Annotated in this window: 9 protein-coding genes; 5 read left to right on the top strand and 4 right to left on the bottom strand. The window is 53.7% G+C overall.

The features are described from left to right. The first annotated feature begins 55 nt into the window (after nt 1-55). A complete protein-coding gene (locus SH528x_RS19050; RefSeq protein ID WP_442512056.1) occupies nt 56-2,206 on the top strand; it encodes an alpha/beta hydrolase family protein in 2,151 nt (716 codons plus the stop codon). Between the two features lie 852 nt (nt 2,207-3,058). Here the strand turns inward: SH528x_RS19050 and SH528x_RS19055 are convergent. Both SH528x_RS19055 and SH528x_RS19060 read right to left on the bottom strand, forming a co-directional pair. Further along, nucleotides 3,059-3,451: a hypothetical protein gene (locus SH528x_RS19055; protein WP_442512057.1), complete on the bottom strand. Its 393-nt coding sequence runs from the start codon at nt 3,449-3,451 to the stop codon at nt 3,059-3,061. 195 nt (nt 3,452-3,646) lie between these two features. Beyond that, complete coding sequence (locus tag SH528x_RS19060; protein WP_442512058.1) at nt 3,647-4,723, bottom strand: hypothetical protein; 1,077 nt, start codon at nt 4,721-4,723, stop codon at nt 3,647-3,649. 861 nt (nt 4,724-5,584) lie between these two features. Here SH528x_RS19060 and SH528x_RS19065 point away from each other — a divergent pair. From SH528x_RS19065 to SH528x_RS19075, 3 genes are all read left to right on the top strand, one after another. After that, nucleotides 5,585-6,364, top strand: coding sequence for an SDR family NAD(P)-dependent oxidoreductase (locus SH528x_RS19065; RefSeq protein WP_442512059.1), 780 nt, complete (start codon nt 5,585-5,587; stop codon nt 6,362-6,364). Between the two features lie 649 nt (nt 6,365-7,013). Beyond that, the gene (locus tag SH528x_RS19070) at nt 7,014-8,213 is read left to right on the top strand and encodes a C40 family peptidase (protein ID WP_442512060.1); all 1,200 of its coding nucleotides are present in this window, start codon (nt 7,014-7,016) and stop codon (nt 8,211-8,213) included. After that, the gene (locus tag SH528x_RS19075; RefSeq protein ID WP_442505044.1) at nt 8,210-9,367 is read left to right on the top strand and encodes a dipeptide epimerase; all 1,158 of its coding nucleotides are present in this window, start codon (nt 8,210-8,212) and stop codon (nt 9,365-9,367) included. The genes SH528x_RS19070 and SH528x_RS19075 overlap by 4 nt, the downstream gene beginning before the upstream one ends. A 1,519-nt stretch (nt 9,368-10,886) precedes the next feature. On the opposite strand, the gene SH528x_RS19080 is transcribed toward SH528x_RS19075, so the two are convergent. Then, entirely contained in the window at nt 10,887-11,753 is an 867-nt protein-coding gene (locus SH528x_RS19080) for a hypothetical protein (RefSeq protein ID WP_442505045.1), read from the bottom strand. A gap of 490 nt (nt 11,754-12,243) precedes the next feature. Here SH528x_RS19080 and SH528x_RS19085 point away from each other — a divergent pair, with 490 nt between their 5' ends. After that, nucleotides 12,244-12,627, top strand: coding sequence for a hypothetical protein (locus SH528x_RS19085; protein ID WP_442505046.1), 384 nt, complete (start codon nt 12,244-12,246; stop codon nt 12,625-12,627). Between the two features lie 264 nt (nt 12,628-12,891). Here the strand turns inward: SH528x_RS19085 and SH528x_RS19090 are convergent, their stop codons facing one another. Continuing rightward, on the bottom strand, nt 12,892-21,423 hold the full coding sequence (locus tag SH528x_RS19090) for a choice-of-anchor Q domain-containing protein (RefSeq protein WP_442505047.1): 8,532 nt from the start codon (nt 21,421-21,423) through the stop codon (nt 12,892-12,894). Between the last annotated feature and the right edge of the window lie 134 nt (nt 21,424-21,557).

A 21,557-nucleotide genomic window follows, 5' to 3' on the forward strand; every position in this document is an offset into this window, starting at 1 on the left:
ATCTGCTAAAATCTGGCAAACATGCGTTCCAACATGCCGACTTTGAGCTGCCTCTATGATCAACAACCTCTGCTTCCTTCTGTTGCTGTCCGTCGTCGGGTCTCAACCCGTTGAGGATTTGTCCGTGCTCGATGCTGGGAACTCCTCCAATCCAAGTTGGATCGATTGGAATGACCCAGGCCTGATGCTGGTGCATCATCTGAACGACTTGACCCGTGCCTGCCTGACGTCACGCGAAGCTGAGATTGGCAATTTGAAGAGTGCCGAAGCTTGGGAAAAACGGCAGGCGAAAGTCCGACAGACTCTCGATCAAATTCTTGGCCCTTGGCCCGCTCGATCACCGCTCAATCCGCAGATCACCGGTACTCTTCGCAAAGATGGCTACCGAGTTGAAAAGATTGTCTTTGAATCGATGCCAAATTTTTATGTGACGGGGGCACTGTTTATACCCGAAGGCCACTCCGGACGTGGCCCCGCGATCCTGGATGTCATCGGACATTCCACTCAGGCATTCCGGCGAGACCTTTATCAAAACGTGATTCTTAATCTCGTCCACAAGGGGTTTGTGGTGTTCGCCATCGATCCGCTTGGACAAGGAGAGCGGTTGCAGTACTTTGATCCCCAGAGTGGCAAATCGACCGTGGGCTCTTCCACCATGGAGCACTCGCACGCCGGAGTGCAGTGTTTTCTGACCGGACGGTCTCTTGCCCGCTACTTTACCTGGGACGGTATTCGTGCGATTGATTACTTGTTGACCCGCCCAGAGGTCGACCCGGATCGCATCGGCGTGACAGGGCTGTCGGGCGGTGGAACGCAAACCAGCTACATCGGTGCGGTTGATCAACGAGTCCTTGCGGCAGCACCCACGGGATTCATCACCAGCCTCAGTCGGCTGTTGGGTTCGATCGGTCCACAGGATGCAGAGCAGGTCTTTTATCATGGTCCGCTGCTGGGCATCGACCACGCGGATCTACTCGAAGTGCGAGCGCCAAAACCGACACTACAAGTGACCACGACGCGGGATTTCTTTAGTATCCAGGGCGCGCGTGAAACGGCCGCCGAAGTGCGCCAGGTTTTTGAAGTCCTCGGCCATCCCGAGCATTTCGATCAAGTGGAGGACGATTACGAACACGGATTTACGAAGAAGAATAACGAGGCCACTTACGCCTTCCTGCAAAAGTCTTTGGAACTACCGGGCAGCACCCAGGAAACCGCCTATCCATTTTTGACAGAAGCAGAGTTGACCGTCACCGAGACCGGCCAGGTTTCGACCTCGCTGCAAAGTGAGACCGTTTTCAGTATCAACCGTCAAGAGGCGATGCCGCTGTTGAAGAATCTAGAGGATAGCCGCCAGGCATTGACAGAGCATCTACCGCGGGCGGTGCGCGAGGCGAAACAGTTGTCCGGCTACCGCAATCCCCAACCGAAAATGGCTCCGGTTTTTCGCGGGCAGTACCAACGGGAAGGTTACCGTGTCGAAAAATGGGGACTGCCGGGAGAGGGCCAGACCATCATTCCCACTCTGGTATTTGCCCCGGATGACTCCGCCCCACGACCGGCCATCATTTATGTGCACGGCAAGGGCAAGACGACCGACGCGGCAGCGGGCGGAACGATCGAAGAGTTGGTGCGAAGCGGTTACATCGTTGCAGCGCCCGACTTGTTGGGCTATGGCGAAACCAAATACAAGTTCAAGCAGGGACACGCTCCAGTACAACCGTTTTTCAATGCTTTAATGGCCGGTCGGAGTGTTGCAGGTATCAACGCGGGGGATGCGGTACGTGTGTTGAAGTTTTTGCAGGAACGGGACGATGTAAAGCCAGACGAGATTGGAGCCGTTGCCGTCGGGGATGTCGGTCCAGCACTGTTGCACGCGGCTGCTTTTGAACAACAGATTCAGTGGCTGGTGCTGGTTGAATCGCTGTTGGACTATCAGAGCATTGTCATGAATCCCCTTTATGACGTGAACGCCAATTCGCTGGTGGCCGGAGCGTTATCGGCCTATGATCTGCCCGATTTGTTGGCCAGCGTCGCGCCCCGACGTGTCGCTCTTTTACAACCGAGGACCCAGCAGCGAACCGCTGCGTCAAGGGATCAGATCACTGCATCGCTGGGGTTTGCGGAGCAGCACGCGCAGGATAAATTGCGAGTCGAAACGAAGGAGATCGAGCTCAAGCAGCTCATCCAGTGGTGCGTGAAACCCTAGGCCTTTGTCGTTGTTAGCGGCGGACACGCAGCGTCGGCGAACCGAAGAATATTTGTCGGAGCGGGCGGGACGGCCCACCGTATCGCCGGGAATGTTCAATCAGCCGAATCGTGTTGCCATAGACATGAAGGGGGCGCCCTGGTCGTTGATGAATCGGCATGGCTTTAATCTGATCACGATAAGCCCCCGTGGGAACGATAATGGGACTCCAACAGGTTGCTGCCGAAGCGTTGGGCAACGTGGTGGCAAGACACAGAGGCAATAGGATAAGTAAGAGAGTACGTAACATGGAACCTTTCTTGGTAACGTGTGTCAATCGTCAGTGCGAAGCTTGATTCCGCAATACAATTGTCACCAAGCAATCGTCGTACCAATCTCTGTTTTGCAAAGTATGCGGCGGGTATCACTCCCCTCCCCAAGAAGGCGTGTCGACAATCACACCCCCTAGCCGCACGGTTCTCCCGGCCATTTTCATCGTAGTGGACGAAGCGATGAGTCCTTTTTTGCATTCAATTACGCGGGGACTTGTTGCCTCGTCCACTGCGGAGGTTCGGATTCCAATGCCCGGCAGCGGCTTCCACGAGGACATCCTTCACTCATTCGTCGTCGCTTCACTCGGGTGCAACGGCAACGCTGTGAAGCATTTACAGGCGGCAGTTTACGCCATTTGCGTTTCGTAGCTACGCTCGCCAGAGCGTGGATTGTTGGCGTCCAATGCGACTCACCACCTTCTGGCGAAGGTAGCTACCAGAAAATGCTTCACAGCGTTCATGCAACGGGCGAAACGCTCGCAATTGAATCCTGACACTTTTGTCTTGTCCGAGCCGAATCGATCGGCCAGCCCAAAAAGGTCTAGACATTGTTAATCGTCAACTCGGTATTGCTAAGTAGATCTTCGTAACGGAGTAGCTTTGTCGGAAATGCGGGTTGATCGATCCACGACCGCACCTGCATGCTCCAGTTCTGCAAGTATTGTCGCACCAACTTGTCTTTGCCGCCGCCGATCGAATGCCGCGGAATATTTAGCATGCGAACTGCTTGGTTGATGGAACAGCCCCAATGGTCTGCGACCGAATCGACGACACTAAGCGGATTGCGGACCGTGTAGATTGCACCAAGTGATAATTCGCGTCGGATCAGAGGAAAGCTGTTGTGTCGCACTCTCGCTTTTTGCGTTTTGCCAAACCCCTGCGGCTGCGCCCGCTGGGCCAATGAGAGCTGTACTTTCTCTCGCAGTTCGTCCACTTCAGCGTCGCTTAACTTGTCACAACCTGCAGCCCGTTCGAATTCCTCGCGGCGAGAATCCGAGATGGTCGTTTGGAAAGCTTCGCAAAGAGAGAGCGATTCTCCCGGCGGTTAAAGATAAGCCGCAAACAACATCCGCATCCACGTATTGCCCGACTTCGGATACGACGCCAACCAAACGATTCGTTTTGCCCCTTAGTTCTCCTTGCTACGCATTATCTTGATTTCGACGTTCGGCAGCGCACTCTGGAGAATATCCAAAGAGCGATCGGGAGGAAGATCGCCGCTGATTCTTAGTTTTTTCAACTTTCCAAGTTTCGAGATCTGCTCAAGTGGACAATTCATAATCAAATCACTGTCAACAGCCAGTGACTGAAGGTTTGCCAGCCCGCTTAGCAGTTCAAAACAGCTTGGTGTAACGAGAGTCTCACTTATATCAAGTTCAGTCAATTTCGATCCTCTAAGGAGAGAAATGTGCTCGTCCGCGGTATTCGTTTGCAATAGGACTAGCAACTCAACGGACCGCAGTAACTCGTATTTAAAAACCTCGCGTTTCAATTTGCATCCATCAAGTCGCAATACTCTCAGAGAGGGCAAGACTAGATTCTCAAGACCAGAGCCATCTAACGGGTTGAATCCTACATCAAGCAAGGTCAGTCCGTGTAACCCATTGAGGAACGACAAATCAGAGTCATTAAGACCTGAGTTTTGTATGGTCAAGATCCGTAATCCCGACCCGAGTCCATGATCGACATCTCTTCCAAAGGTATTGCGTTTTCGAATCAAACGCAGATTTAGCAGTAACAAAGGATCGAGCTCTCGATCGGTAAACTCGACTGAAGACACACCTGGAAAGAAACGTGCCCCGCGTACGTTGTATTGCTCAACAAATGCTTTGGCGCGTTCGTCGAGCCTCGATAGAACGCGGTGCACGACGATATTCAATCGTGTGCCTCGTTTGCCTATTCCAAATCGAAACTCCTCGTACTCCAAATCCACGAGCGAATCTAAACAGCTTGCCGCGAAACGCCAATCAAGGCTATAAACATTCCGAGCCAAGAATGAGACAGTGTCCTCCAGCGGGTGGACATCCTTTTCAACAATCTGAGCGACGATGTCCTGGACTAAGTAATAGCGCGACGCCAATAAACCGTCGGGAACCTTCTCTAAACCCACTTCAACGGCATGTTCTTCAAATTCCCCGTCGCTCGACGTTGCCCATCGAACCACCGCCAGTTCCTCGGCATCAACGACGTTGATGTTCAGCGGCAAGACAAGCATACAGATTGGCAGCCATCGCCATACGTGGATCGGCGATCTCGTCATAATGGATAATCATCCGTGATGGATAAGGGGGCCACCAAGCACAAAGTCATTCGAGTTTTGATCGTGCAAAACTCCTCTAAAATCATTGGAGGTTTCCCCAAGCCTCTGGTCAAAGTCCGCACTTGTGGACGGATCCGTTGTCAGTAGAGACGTCAATCGATTCTGATTGTTTCTACTAATGACCCAAACGTTTGCACTAATGCGACAAGCGTTTGCATCCATGAGGCAAGAATGACGTGAGCGAAATCGTATACTTAGCGAGATATCGTGTCAAACAAATTCACGTCAAAACATAAGGTTGTCTTTCGCCCGCTAACAAGTTAGACAACAGATGCTTTCCAAATAATCACTTGCCGTTGGGGTCGTAAGACAAAAACTCACCCACGAATGAAGAAAAATTGGTGCCACCCTCCGATGTCCACGCTCTCCAATGTCGACGCAACGAAGGGCAGTTCATCAAAGGTGGGTTTTCCATACAGGCAGCCGATCTCCTGTGCGAAAGGGCAAACGCGGCATGAGACCATTTTTGGGGGGGCGATTGCCCGATTCCGAAAGACGTTCCTAACAAGCAAGGCCCGAGGAAAACAGCGTCGCGTATCGCCACTTGGCCGTTGGCAATCAGCCGAGGAGTGCGCCGCGATGTCACTCTTCCCTGCATCGCAACATGCCAAGAAAATCACCGGTCAGACAATCTTCATTGAGGGTTGCCAAGTGATGCACTCTTGATCTTGCTATGATTCTGAACATTGCCGACGCGATTCGGGACAGGTCGGTGTTATCAGTTCACTCACTTCTATCGGACAACTTATGACTCGCTGGCCCGGCATTTCGCAATTCAGATTGGACAACCAAGTTGCCATCGTCACCGGTGGATCCAAAGGACTCGGGGAAGTGATGGCAGCAGGACTGGCGTCCGCTGGAGCCAACCTGCTGCTCATCAGTCGCAACGAAAATGAAGCCAAGGATGCTGCGGCCGCGATCGCCGATGAGTATCCCATCAAAGCAATCGGAATGGCCGCGGATGTTTCCGAGGAAGGCCAAGTCAAAGCATTGACGCAGCGTTGCACCCGCGAGTTCGGTCGCATCGACATTCTCATTAATAACGCGGGGATCAATATCCGAGGCCCCATCGAGGAGTTATCGCTGGATGACTTTCGCAAAGTCCAAAGCATCAATGTCGATGCAATGTGGTTGTGTTGCAAACATGTATCGGCGGTGATGAAACAGAAGCAGTATGGTCGGATCATCAACATGGCCAGCACATTGGGACTGGTAGGCTTGGCCAATCGAACCCCCTACGCAACCAGCAAAGGGGCGGTGGTCCAAATGACGCGGGCGCTCGGTTTGGAGTTTGCGCTGGACAAGATCACCGTCAACGCAATCTGCCCCGGGCCGTTCTTGACGCCAATGAATGTACCGATCGCGGAGACCGAGGAAGCCAAGCAATTCATCGTTGGCGCAACCGCACTGAAGCGTTGGGGCGAGCTAAGTGAGATTCAAGGTGCCGCGTTGTTTCTCGCCAGTCCCTCGTCGAGTTATGTCACCGGTAGCATGTTGTCGGTTGACGGCGGCTGGACGGCGAGATGATCAAAGTTTTTCCCCGAGATCGGATCGTTGGCATAAAAGACATTGCCGGACGGTTCGATCGTACGCAGGCACCTCTCCACCGACGAAGAGATTGTGCGGCTTTTATTTCGTTGTGAATCGAGTCCTTTGACGTGCTTCACCTCCCCTAAACTTGTTTTGGGGAGGTCAGAACGAGCGGAGCAAGTTCTGGGTGGGGCATCGAAGTGTTAGAGATGACAATGTGCAAGCTCAACGCCACCAGCCCTCCCCGGAAAACTCGCTGAAGGCTCCTTTTCCGACCCTCCCTACTTCGTTGGGAGGGTGAAGCAAGTGATTGCTACCACTCAACTTAAAACCTGCACGACCTCCGAAGTCGGGGGAGAGGTGGCAGAAAACCGGCGCACTCAGACCCCGCAACTTTAAAACGGACGCCTCGCGTTTCTTCGGACTCACACGACTATTGCCGTCTGTATAAACTAGACTTCGGCCTGAACAGACGGACTCAGGATCCTGTGGCGTGGATTGGGTGAGCCTAACGCTCACCTTGATTGCTTTTAGTCCTCGCCTCTGAACACAGGAGTTCATGCCTTCAAATGCCAACCTCGCTGGCTCGTAGAATGGCCGTACCGAGGTGAATTGATCTCCCACCCAACCCCGCGGAAGAACCTTGATGATCCTGCTGTTGCCGCTTTTGCTCGCTTGTTCGTTTGCCTCCCCGTCGACGCCAACCATTTCAGAACTGAATGAACTGTTGGGCTCGCTGCGCGAAACGCATGCACCTGATACTCGAGTCGAACTTTGGGATGTTCATGTTCATGCAGCGCAAGGGGCCTGGCAGGTACGGGGAAACCTGTCCAGCCAGGAGACTTTTGATGCGGTTCAGCGAGCACTTGAGAAGCAGTTTCCAGAGGTGGTCAACCAGCTGGTGCTACTGCCCGAGAAGGAGACGGGATCAATCGTCAATGCACTGGTGAATAATTCGGTGATCCATTTGCGTCGTGAACCCAGCAGCACCAAGGAACTCGTGACACAGGCCCTGTTGGGCACCCCCGTTCGGATCCTGAAAACAGAGAGCGGCAAGGCTCTGATCCAAGTTCCCGACGGATACATCGGCTGGGTGAATACAGCCGAGGTGCAGCGTGTCAATCAACAGCAACTGACAGCTTACCGAGAGTCAGAAAAAGTCATTTATATGGTCCAGTCTGGACGGTCCTACAGTGCCCCGGATGTCGAGTCGTTGCCGGTCAGCGACCTCGTGATCGGGAACATCCTGTGCAAAGTCTCTGAGCAGGCTGGGTTCACCCAGGTCCTGTACCCCGATGGACGTCTGGGTTGGGTCGATAGTCGCGAACTGGTTTCAGCGGAGGCGATCTTTCATCAAAGTACCGCGCAGGAAAATCTTGTTCAGACAGCCCTGAAGTTTCATGGGATTCCCTATCTATGGGGCGGAACGTCGTCCAAGAACATTGATTGCAGCGGACTGATATGCAACGTCTATTTCATGAATGGAATACTGTTGCCAAGGGATGCAAATATGCAGGCCCTGATCGGCAGAGAACTAACAACCGACTTTATTCCGGACGACCTGGAGCCGGGTGACCTGCTATTCTTTGGCAGAAAAGCATCAGCAAAAGCAGAAGAGAAGGTAAGCCATGTGGCCATGTACATTGGCGGGGGCGAATACATTCATTCAGCAGGTTACCGAGAACGGGTCAGCATCAACAGCATGGACAGCACCCAACCCAATTTCATCGAGAGCTACCCCGCTATGTTTGTGAGAGCGGTTAGGATTGTTGGCGAGCGATATGACGGTTTCCGGCCCACGGCGAAGAATGCCTTTTACAACGAAATCATCAGGAGCACCGAATGAAGAGCGGAAGAAGAGTCTTTCTGAGCGGTCTGGGATTGGCTTCCCTGGCGACTGCATTCCCAATGACGAGGTGCACGGCACAGGAAAACCCCGCATCGCCCGCGTTGACGCCGGCGCGGAATGGAAACGGGAAAATGAAGTTGAGCTTCAGTCCCTATGAGTTGCAACTCGAACACACCTTTACCGTCGCTGGAAACTCTCGAAACACAACTCCCGTGGTGCTTGCCGAGATTCAGTACGAAGGACTGACGGGGTATGGGGAAGCATCCATGCCTCCGTACCTGGGCGAGTCGCAGCAGTCAGTGATCCAATTCCTCAGCAAGGTGAAGTTGGGGCAGTTCAAGGACCCTTTTCTGTTGGACGATATTCTCGCCTATGTGGACGCCTTGGATGAAGGCAACCGCGCGGCAAAAGCGTGTGTCGATATTGCCCTGCATGATCTGCTCGGCAAGTTGCTAAACAAGCCGCTGCACAAGCTGTGGGGGATCAATCCGGCAAACACCCCCATGACCTCGTTTACCATCGGGATCGACACTCCCGAAATGGTGAAGATGAAGACAAAAGAGGCTGCACGATTCAAGGTGCTGAAAGTCAAACTTGGGGGAGGCAACGACCGGGAAATGATCGACGCGGTGCGTTCGGTGACGGACGTGCCCATCTATGTCGATGTGAACCAGGGGTGGAGCGACAAGCACCAGGCGTTGGAGATGGTGCACTGGTTGGCAGAGCAGGGGACTGAGTTTGTGGAGCAGCCGCTTGCCAAGACCGCCGTCGATGATTTGGCTTGGCTGACGTCCAAAAGCCCCCTTCCCATCATTGCCGACGAGGCGTTTCAGCGTTTGGGCGACGTGGCCGACTTCCAAGGGGTGTACTCCGGAATCAATATCAAGTTGATGAAGAGCACCGGCTTGCGTGAGGCCCAGAAGATGATCACCGTTGCCAGAGCTTTGAATATGAAGGTGATGATTGGATGCATGACTGAAACGTCTTGCGCCGTGTCGGCGGCCGCACAATTGTCGCCGCTCGTGGACTGGGCCGATCTGGACGGGAACCTGCTTATCACCAATGATCTCTACGAAGGGGTGAAGGTGATCGACGGCAAATTGACACTCAGCGACTTGCCCGGCATTGGGATCCGAAAGCTGAATGCCTGATGTCCCGTTCCACCAGCCGCAGCAGCGGCGACAGCACGTAGCCCTGAAGCGTAAGTCTTGAAGTTGCGCATTTTTCACAACCCGATGCGTAAGCGAGGGAATCTCGATCTAAACGCGGTCCCTCGCTGACACTTCGGGTTATGGTTTGCATGGAAACACGACAATAGTGCAACTTTAGAATGCATAAGCATGAAGAACTCGGGAGCCCAAAGTCCGAAAGCTACTGAACCGGCGCCAGCGATCGCACAGCTCGCGACAGTTCATGGAACCAGCAACGTCACCAACCGGAATGTTTTTCTCCGGGCCAACCTATCGCCACTTCGTGGCTGTTGTTAGTCCCGAAAGGACGGCACGATGTAGCCACGGGCGTGAGCCCGTGGATGCTGGAGACAACGCGATTCCAAAGCCCCGAAGGGGCGACATGAAACTTCGTCCGCTCGGAGTGATCGAGGCATTGCGTTAGTCTGCCACCTGCTCCCGCTGAAACGAAGAGGTTTGACCCATTTGATTTGTCAAATACCGAACCTTGCGTCTTATCCTGGCGCAGCCGCAAGCAGCCTGTATTGGAAATTGGCAAAATAATTGACTGGCAAAATGATTAAAATCCAAAGCACCTCCAGTCTGGAAATTATTTTGCCAAATAATCATTCTGCCTAATCCACGCACACGAGAACCAAGCAGAATCATTTACTGCAATGAGTTATGTCAGAATGAATAAAACACATGGGGCAACCTATCGCCACGAGCGTGGTTGTTAGTCAGTCCCCGAGGGACGGCACGATGTAGCCACGGGCGTGAGCCCGTGGATGCTGGAGACAGCGTGATTCCAAAGCCCCGAAGGGGCGACATGAAACTTCGTCCGCTCGGAGTGATCGAGGCATTGCGTTAGTCTGCCACCTGCTCCCGCTGAAACGAAGAGGTTTGACCCATTTGATTTGTCAAATACCGAACCTTGCGTCTTATCCTGGCGCAGCCGCAAGCAGCCTGTATTGGAAATTGGCAAAATAATTGACTGGCAAAATGATTAAAAACCAAAGCACCTCCAGTCTGGAAATCATTTTGCCAAATAATCATTCTGCCTAATCCACGCACACGAGAACCAAGCAGATTTACTTACTGCAATGAGTTATGTCAGAATGAATAAAACACACGGGGCAACCTATCGCCACTTCGTGGCTGTTGGTTAACCAACTCTTCATACGATTTGATTTCGGATCGTTCGTCAGCCATCAGCCTTACCTCATTTTTTGGAAGCCTGAAGAGCAACTGCCTAGATAGTTCGAGATACTGATCCATTGGCGTTGTGGCAGCCTCGGCGAATCGTTACTCGGCCGCCACTCGCGACTTCGCCCATCGACTCGTTCGATAACTTCCACAAGCAACGATGCGTGTGTATTAACGAGAAGAGCGACAAGGTTTCAGTCAACCGCACCTTCGCACCCGAATTCAATCCAACCTAGATGCTACGGTTTCATCGCCCGGGCGGCGAAAAGACGATTTGTTGAGAGCGCTGGCATTGTCAGCGTGATCGCGAGGATTCTGGGTAATATTCAGCAATGTGCGAATCGGCTAGGCGTTCGATTAATTCACGGACCAGGTAGCTATCGGATACCTCAATAACTGTCTGACGAATAGCTCCGGCGCCATCTTGTCTGGGTGTCGTCACATTCGCAGGCCCAGATGCCTCGGTTTCCGAAAACAGATTCTCATCGATCTCCTGTAAGCCACCAGGATTAGCGAACTGAGACAAATACATCTGCGCTACCAGCTGCAATTCCGACTCGCCAGGCAGTTTGCAACTCACTTCTCCATTTGGAAAAATTAGGATGTTAACTGCATTCGCTGGAATCTGGATCGATGGTATGAGAGGGGGGCCAGATCGCGCAGAACCCAATACCAAGTAGCCATCGGCGTTTATACTGAGATTGCCGACGCGTGCATAAACCATCGCATCCGTGTTTGGATCGACTGCCTGAAAGAAACCCAGGCCCTCAATCGCGACATCTAATTCGCGACCAGTCGATCTCATCCGGTTTCGAAGATAGACCCGTGTGCCGTCTGGTAGAGTCCTTTTTATGCGGGTCTCAGTCGCCGTTTTACCAATCCGTATCGCGGTTTCGTTTGCACGAGCTGCCAACGCGTCAAGATGCATGCGTAGACTGTCCCGATTCTCTTCCAATATGGCTCTCGATTCTGAGCTGTAAGTAAGAGCGAGTTTTGCTTCAAGCTCACGAAGGTTCGCCGAAACGTCCTTGTAAGCATTGAGGTAGCTCTCAAGCTCGATCTTCAGTAACTGTATTTTGACGTCAGTGGCTGTTGACGCGTCCTCCGCTTGTATCGAGAAACAAAACGAAACGACAAGTCCGAGGGTTGCTATCAAACGCATTCCCTGCCTCATTCGATTGGAAAACCAGAAACGATACGTCAATACTAACAATCGTGTAGCAGAAAGGCGAAGGGTTTGGCAACTGAGACCGTCGAATGCCAACTCGGGCGCTCAGCGACTGCCAGCAGTGATGGGAAAATAAAGGTGGCAGGAGTCATTGTTTTGGTTTTGATGAACTCTTGGGCGTCCCCGAGGGCGTAGCGTTAATTCTAGGTCGAGGCGACCGGCTGTGGCCTCTACACGCACGAAATTGCATTTCCCGTGAATTACGAGGAAAATTGCGAAACGGCCACGCAGTCCATAAAGGAGCAGGTACATGCTAGCCGCTTGCAGGCCAATCCTACGGGGACACCGCGATAAACCCACGAACTTGCTCGCACGGTGCGGATCGATTGTAATGGGGTGCTGCGTGCGTCTAAACGGTGCACCGGAGTCGGTGCTGTGAATTCGCGTGCTGGCAATCTTTTAGGCGGTGGGGCGGTCGCCTTTTTTGTTCGCTTCCATTCTTGTGTGCGGCACGCCGGTTAGCGTGGTATCCGAGAGGACGGATGACGCGGCGACGCCGCCGGCAATTATGGATGTGACCGAGCCGGAACCGGTGGCGGTTGATCCGATGACGCCGCTGGCCAAGCCGGAGCCGATTGTGACCGAACCGGCGACGCCACAGACGTATCCGGTTGCAAAACCGACTGTGTCGTCGTATCCGGTCTTAGTGGAGTTGGCACTTGCTTCGCTGCGGGAAAACAAGACGGCGGCACCGTTGGCGGCCGGGAGCGGCGGCGATCTCCGAAAGGGCAAATGTGTTTATCTTAATGAGGCAGCCAGAGTGTTGTCGGTCGTTGGCCAAGACGTTATGCAAGTGATGTTCGTGTAGTGACGAAGTTGCCGTGCCTAGCCCTTCTCCCAGAAGACCTGCATTGCCTTCTCGATCGCGTCCGATTCTTCAAAGTTCTTTTCCCAGGGCTTTGATTCTCTTCCTCGTACAAAGTTCGTGTGCGTCACCAAAATACTCATCGTTTGGACAGAATGGACAAAACAAAATCAGCCGAGCGTTGTTATATTTTGCACCGCAGTTCAATTCATTTTTAATGAGGGATTTCGGCGAGTCGTCTGCAGAGTTCGATGCGGACTGATGGGCCTAATCACTGGCCTGCAACATCTCGAAGTCGGTCATGACCTGATCGATGATCGACCTTGACATTGGCATTGTCAAAAACTCCTCATCGTGATCCGTCAGTGGAATCTGCGGCTCGACCGCGTCAATGGGGTGAATCGTGGGCACCGTGAGATCAGGGCTGCTGATCTTTATGAGCTCCGTTGTTGGCTCGGGTTGTCGTTCGGACGGATCGACCAAACGCTGGTGTCGGAGTGTTTGCTCGTCGTATTGGACTATGCCAACGGCTTGGACCATGCCAACGACTTGGACCATGCCAACGACTTGGACCATGCCAACGGCGGGCAGCATCTCCGACTCTGCAGTTACATCTTCACCTTGTCCGGAAGATCGGTACAGTGCGTTAATGACTTGCAGTGCGTCCAGAGCGGTTACCTGACGGTCGCGTGAGACGTCGAGAAAACGGTACGCGGAAAGGTTCAGTGCGTTGGCATTGGGCAGCTGGTTCGCCCCTGACGATCCACCGGTGGTGAGTGTCGGTCTGTTCAGTTCGTTGATCACTTCCAACGCATCGACCGCGGTCACACGTCCATCAAAATTGACATCGAAAGAAATGATAGGATTGGTGAAGTCATCGGGTCCAATTAAATTGGCGAAAACGCCATCTTGAGAAAATCGTCGGCTGATTGCTCCACCAACGATGCGAACCGAATCGAACTTCCAACCCCCATCGAAAACCACTGCATCGCCTGAATCCGAAACGATATCGACGGTCGCATTTTCGAAGAAGTTGCGAATGGTAGCGACGTTGAGTTGGAGTCGGTTGTCGCCGATTCCGCGGATATCAATCGACTTCACAGGCGTGTTGACGGTGAAGGTGTTCGACATCGATAAAATTTGATCCGCACCGGAGATAACCAGCAAATCGCTGATGGGTTCGGGTTCGCTATCGCTGATCTCGAAAACAAAACCGTTCGATGCGATTCCTGTGACCGTCATCTCACCGGCACCAGGCTGATTGATCGATTCGAATTGGATCGTGGCGAGCGTGACAGATTCAGTCGAACTCGCTGGCCAAGCTCCCAAGAAGTCCGAGAACGAAAAAATCATCGTCCGATCGGTTCGCAAGTTTCCGTCATTGATGGCTTTGTCCTCGGGACTCTCAGCACTGATGCTGTTGACCAAACCATTGGCAAAAACGAACGGTAGATTCAAAAAATTGACTTGACTGGAATTGTAGTGAACTTCGATCAGCAGCCCTGGTGGAATCGTTCCACTGGCACCATCGGTTTTGTACATTACATCGACGGTGAACTTCTCGCCGGGCGACGGATTCGCGTCGATCGCCGGGACCACTACCAATTGGCCTCGCACGACCGGGGCCGGCTCGGCGATTCGAGTAATCCTGGTATCAAGTGTGTTGACGGTCAAGACATTCGCTGACGTGACGGCCCCTTGCATCAAGATGCCGATATTCAAGTCCAGACTCGGGTCCGATTGGACCGCAGGATCGCGCAATGCCTCACCGACAAACTCGCGCGGTCGTAATTCAAACCGCGTCGTCCCAACAGGCAAAACGACGGGCGGCCCACTCATCGAGACTTCGATCGTTTGCGACGTGGCGGGCAGGAACAAGTCAAAGTCCACTTCGGAACCAGAATTCGCGAGTGTGTGCTGCAAGAAAATATTGCCACCGGCATTGGGATCAAAATGCAGCTCCGTGGCCGTCACGCCGTCAGGCAGTACGAATTCGTAAGCCGTGTCGTAGGGCAACCGCACGAAAATCGGTTCGTCCGTTCCCAACAAGCGATTGCGATTCTCTCGCACCATTCGATCGACAATCTCATCGATTTCCGCCGACAGCGGATCGTTTAGAAAACGTCGAAACTCTTCTGGAGCATCGACGGTGCGGCTCGGCGTGCCTTTGGCCTGGGTCATCACCAGCGTACGAACGTTCGCATCAACGCTGCTGCGTAGCAACGTATCCTGGTACTGCACGAACTGGCCGAGCGTGAGCAGACGGTAGCTACCCGTTCCGTCAATGAAGTCGCCTTGGCTGGCGTAGTAGGGCGATGAACCGAGCACCGCACTGCTTGATATACGCTCGGCGGGTGAGTCTCGATCCGACAACGACAACACACGATCGGCAACGGCTTGATTCAGTGCGGGAACGGAACCACCGTCGATGAAGGCTTTGATATCCGCTGGCAGCTTTCGCTTGCTGTCAGCGGTGAACGTGATTCCATCAGTCAGTGCGGTATCGAATCGCGACGTCAAACCGATTCCCGACAAGTGGCGAAGGATCAGCAAACCGTCGATGTCCGCCTGCACGTCACCATTGTTGTCGACATCCAACCGGCCCATCGCTGACAACTCTTCCAGGTAAGCGTAGATGTCCGTGGCACTCGTTCGCGTGGCCGCCAAAGTGACCACGTCGGTCGACGTAATCCCGGCAATGAGATCGGCACCTGTCTGGCCATCCATGAACCGCGCGATCAACAATCCATCCGTCGTCGGCAATAGCCGCCCGTCGCCATCAATGTCCAAGGCCAGATCGGTGTCACGCACGAACAGATTCGTGGCCGATTCGAACTGGGCTTGCATCGCGTTGGTGTTCAGCTCGTCGGTGCGCATGCCCAGTGCCGTTAACGGGTCGCTGCCCTCAGCCGTCAGCGTCACACTTCGCGGCGCACCACCGGAGAATTTGACACCAAACACGGCCTCGCTTCCTAGCAGATTCTCAAACCCTTTGAGCCGAAACGAACCGCCATTGAGCGTCTCGAGCTCCACGCCCGAGTACGGAGGGATGACCGCGACAACATCACCCACGGAACTCTGCAGCAACACGTTACTGTGCAGGACACCATCCGCACCTATTAGCGGGACGGTGAAGTACGTGATCGCACCATCGATCGGATCGACCGTTGTGGGCTGACTCGATGTCAATACAAACGCACCACCGGGAGTTTTCCCATCGCGGACCGAACCTTCCGTCATATCCTTCAGCCGAAATGACTTAAGCGTTGTTTTGCTGGCGGGCAGGTCGAACGTTCCCGCAAAGATGGATCCCAAATTGATCTCTCCCACACCAATCGCATCCAACAGCGAATGCGATGTTTCGTACAGCGGACCGATATCGAACAATTCCTTGCCGAATGCGTTGAGTTTCAGTCTCAAAATTTCGAGCATCCCGATGATATCGAACTCCAACTTGATATCGTTGGAGAACCGATTGCCAAGCGTCACCGAAGGGGTGATTTCGACATCCTTGCCTTTGGAATCGACTCGAACTTGTGAGCCTGGCATGAAACTAATCGTTCCGCCTGAGGCGATCACTTGGGGCGAAATCGCATCCCCAATGAAGACGTCAATCGTCCCGCCGCCATTAAACGCGAAATCAAATCCGGCTTGATGGTTGGCATCAAAGAACGGCTCGACCTTCACCGTTTGTCCGATCGCAAAGCGTGGCGTGATCACATAAGAAACCGTTGTCGCCTCGATTTCGATGGGTCCGGCATCGATCGTATAAACGCCAAAAGGTCCAAGGGCGCCGATGTCGACGGACAAGGCGGCGAGGTTGCGTTTGGAATCCAATTCGCTGCCCGGTGCAAAGTCGTCTGTCGTCGCCGATAAGGTTCCACCGGAATTGTCGAATTCCGTGTCCGACAATTGGATATCGGGAACCGTCACGGCTAACTTGCCGATCGATTTGGTGACTCCGACACCAGCCTTTTCCGCACCAACGGAAAGTTCTAATTCCACGCCCAGTAAGTCTTCGGCTTGCCCGAACGAGATGTCGAAGGCCCCTGCTTTGACATTCTGTTTGCCCTTGTCTTTTGTGGTCAACTCTTTCTGGTCGGCTTTGGCCTCGCGGATTTTGCGATCATTGTCCGCGTCACTGCCGATACCACGTGATTTATCGATGGACGCCTGGCGTTCGCTCTCTCGTGCGCCGGCCAACTTATCGATCAGTTTGCCGCCATCTTCGATTCCATTGGCCAGTAGTTCGGCATAGTCCAGGATCGACAATTTGACTTCACCATCAAACGCGGGCGGGTTGTTCCCACCATTGCTATCGGACGTCAAGCCATTGGGGCCGAGAAATTGTGGATTGCCGTTGTCGTCTTCTTCCTGACGATTGATCGAAAACAATGGCAATGTCAAATCAACGCCAACAGGCAACTCACCGCTGACACAATAGACGACACACCCCTTGCCCGAGATCGATGCATTGAACTCAAACACCAAATCGGCGTAGGCACTGATTCGTGGCGAAACGGTGAACAAGCTGCCGTCGTTCAACTGAGTTCCCGTTGAGATCGTGAATAGATCTCCGGCACCCTTGTTGACGGAGTAAACAAAACTGCCGTCATAGAACGTGTCGACGCTGCCCGAGTTGACGTAGTACCCATACTCGATGCCCAACCGTCCGTCGACGCTGGCGGTTGCCTCGGCACCCCACTGGCTGCCGAATAATGGGTCTTTGTAGATTCCGGCGCCGACCGCGAATGACTTGTCAAATTCGAGGCCCAGGAATCCAGGCTCTTTGGGCACACTGCTGTTAAGCCGCCCATCATCGATTCCACGCCCGAACACGGCCGCCGAGTCGGAACTGAATTGACTCGCGTTCCGAGTTTCCGCGGTGAAAGCGATCGATTGAACTTGACTTGCCTCGTAGGCGCCGATGTCACTGAATTTCCCATCAAGACCTTGCGTTGTAAAAGCATCGGAGGCTTGATCCGTGACGGGGAAGCCGCGTTGATCGACTAAGCCGACTCGCACACCATTGTCGATCGCCTTACTCAACGCTCCCACTGCGTGCGTTTTGGTGCGTCCACCATTGTCCGCTAAGGCCAGCAATCCCGGGTCGGACGTATCTGTGGCTGCCTCGCCATTTTCAAAAGTAAAGATAGACGCAGACGGTCCGCCCACGCCCGAGAGTGACTTCTGAGGACCGTAATTCGGAATCACATTGCGTATACTCGCTCTTGCATTACCTCCGGCAAAATAGACCTGCTCCGCCACGACGAGAGTGGATGATTGCAGTGAGCGGTTATCAGCAATGATCGTATTGTTGAGTCCCAAAAAACCGATATCGGAATGCAACCCGGCTCCCACCCCAACCCCAATCGTGTTGAAAGCGATCGTGCTGCTATGGATATTGGCACGATTGGTGATGGTATTTAAGAGAAAGACGCCGCCACCACGACCCTGCGGAGCGTTGATCGTGTTTTCCGAAATCGTGCTGGTCGTAATCTCTGTACTGCCCTGCGCATAGACGCCTCCACCAGCGCCTGGACGTGTGCCTCCGGAGATCACATTTCCACTGACTGTTGTCCGCTCTATCGATAGGACACCTCTCGCGTAGATCCCGCCCCCGGTCGCTTCGGTTTGGCTATTGCCGGCCCGTTGCTCAGCGAGCAGTCGATTGCCAGCGATGGTGGAATCAAAGATTTCAAGTTTGGTCTCGGCGTCGATCGCGCCACCTCGATCGAATCGTGCCTCGTTGCCAGAGATCACGGTTCGCCGAATCGTCGTAGGCACCCCTTCGTCACTGCTCCGCGGGCGTCGCGCGTCGATCGCTCCACCATTGTCGGCGCGGTTGTTACTCAATATTGAGTCCAGGATGACGAGCGGCTCACTGCTGAAGATCGCGCCGCCGGAAAGAACCGCGTCGTTATTGTCGAGCAAGACATTGGGACCCACCTGCAGTGAGTGCCTGTTAAACACGGTATCATCTGCGGAATTTGAAATAGCACCTCCGCGATTCGCCCGATTATGATTCAATACCGAGTCGCGGATGACCATTGTCCCGGAGTTCGAGATCGCTCCACCGCTAAATTGAGCAGCTTCGTTGTCGGAAAATACCGTGTCTCGAATCGTTGTGTCGCCTGCGTTGTACAATGCGCCGCCAAGGGCCTCTACTTTGAGAACTCCGAAATCATCATTGGATCGAGAACCAAAACCGTCACGGAAGGTGAGTCCGGAAATCTGCGTTGTCGCCAACGGGCCGATCTCGAGCATTCTGGTCGTATTGTTGCCGCTGATCTCGAGCAGGTCCGCACCGGGGCCAGTCAGCACCAAGTCGTAAAGAACTTGCAAGGCTGAGTTCAACGTGATCCTGGACGTGACGCCCACGTCGGTTTGAATCAACGACGGCGCGAACCGAATTCCGTTTGGATCGGGTGAGCGATTGGCGATCTCGATCGCTTCACGCAGCGACAACTGGCCGGGCGAGTAGTCACCATCAATCTCGTCATCGAGCGTAGAAACGACCAATTCGCTGCTGCTGAAAATCGGTCGGATTTGAGCTTCATACGCACCGATATCGACCGGACGGGTCAGTACCAAATCGTCGGCAAACGTTCGTTCAGTACGCACAAACGGATAGCCTCGTTGGTCCGAGACAAGGGCATCGTCATACGGCGTCTGCAAGTCGACCGGAATGATCGCATTGCCGCTCGCGTCATAACGAATTCCCTCCGCCTGAGAGGGTAGAAACGGTGTTCCGGCATCCACCGCCGGACTATCGAGCTTGAGTGCGTGAACGGCAGGTCGACCGATACGCCTGTCTGTCTCAACGAGTGGCAACAAGGGTGAGTTGCCTAGATTTTCGGATAGATCGCGGAACAGAACGCGATCGAGTTCGATGGGGTTGCCCGTGGAATCACCGACGATATTTCCATGGCCGATGTTGCCGTTGGGGTCCGGCAGCAATCCGCCTGCACTCGCCGGATCACCAATGAGGTTGTAACGGCTTTGATCGACGAGCAGCGGCTGTGCAGAAAGTAGATGAATGTCATCCGGAGTGCCGGCGATGGAACCCCGTGAGTTGCCCGCCACGATCGAATTGACCAGCCGAGTCGAGGGGTGACCGTCGACTTCCTTGACCGCCAATCCCCCACCGCCACCGACCGAATCATCGTTTGTGTCGGCGCGATTGAGAGTGATGGTCGTGTTAATCAGTCTCAGTCGAGCAGACAGTTCCTCTTGCTGCTCGGGAGTGAATGCGTCCCTTTGGCTTTGATTTAAATTGGGTTCATCTTCGAATCCGAACGTGATGGGATCGTAGAAGAGACCGCCACCGAAGTCACCGGCCTGATTGCCCGAAATGGTTGTGTTGGTGAGCGTCGTTTGAGGCCCTTTCAGAGAAAGCACGCCATCGCTCGCTTGCCGCCGCAAAGCGATGGCACCTCCATTGAGAACAGCAACATTGTCGATCAATGCACTTTCAGTAACGACGAGCGTCCCACCCACGTTATCGATACCACCTCCAACGGCAGCCGAATTCGAGGCAATCGTCGTGCCACGGACTGTCAAACTCGCGGAGCTTTCCTGCCGGATCAGATCGGTTGACGAGATGCCGAAGCCACCGCCGGAAACGGCTGCGGTGTTATTCTCGATCAAACTATCGACTACGCTCGCGGAAGTCCAATCGACGAAAACGCCTCCTCCCACGTCAGCGGAGTTGTTCGAAATCACCGACTCGATGATCGAAGTGAATCCACTTCCTTGCTGACTTTCTTGGGGCTGTCCATTTTGTTGAAATTCAAGGACACCGGAAGCCAAGATGCCGCCACCGTAGGAAGTGCCGTCGGGACTACTCGCCGTATTGCCTTCGATCGTCGATCGCAACAGAACCAAGTCACCCTTGGCACCGGACGCCGTGGGCCGGATTGCGATGCCTCCGCCGCGAGACGCCTTGTTACCTCGGATCACCGAGTCTTCGATGATTACTCGTGCAAAACCACCCCCTGTGGTCCCCGCATGAATACCGCCACCGTTGGCTTGTTTGATCGTATCGCCATTGAAACCGTTCTCTTCAATGATGCTATTGCGAACATTCAGCAATCCGTTTGCAAAATAGATGCCGCCTCCTTGGTTATGATCGATGACAAGATCATCCAAGGTGAGGTTGGACGCGTAACCGATAAATCCATCATTCGGGAAAGAAAAGTTAATGACCGAAAAGATTCCGCGGGCAGTCGCACCCGTGACCCTCAACCCTGAGATGTTGACGGTATCGTCGACCATGAACACGAATGCAGCACCACCAGCATCGATCGTCAACATATCCGATCCAGGACCGATGATGCTCACGCTGCCGGCATCAACGGTGGTCCGGTCGTTGTCAACCGCGCTCCCGTCGACGAACAACGCTCCGGCGTAGATTGGAGTCCCACTCAATCCACGCCAATTCCGCTCGGGGTGCATTTCTGGACGCAACGTAATCGTTTTTGGAACCCCGTCGCTGAAGAGATGATCAGCAAAGCGAATCACATCCTGTTCGCCGCCCGCCTGGATCGTACTATCAAACAAATCGCTATCGAATGAAGCCGCGTGGATTGCTTGGCGAAGCGTGAATCCACTCTCGGAAGATCTGAACGGACTTGTAACCTGGGCGTCATCCTCCAGGCTTGTAACGATGTAGGTCGTCAGTAGATTCCGCTTTTCGAGCGTCTCAAACCGGCTCAGTCGACTGCGAATCCGCGAGGATTTGCGTTCTTGTTTCGGCTTGCGTCCGAACAGGCGTGTGTAGTGATGGGACGAAAACATGAGTTCACCTCGCGAGTTAATTTTGGACGGCAGCAAGTTCAACAATCTGTTACGTCACAGAACCCGCTCGATAGTTGTTCGTAAAACCGTTACTCGAAAAGTCACTTTCCGTAAGAAATGTTTCCCGCGTTAGT

Origin of the sequence: Novipirellula methanifontis, assembly GCF_052161655.1 — a bacterium.
Taxonomy (GTDB): domain Bacteria; phylum Planctomycetota; class Planctomycetia; order Pirellulales; family Pirellulaceae; genus Novipirellula.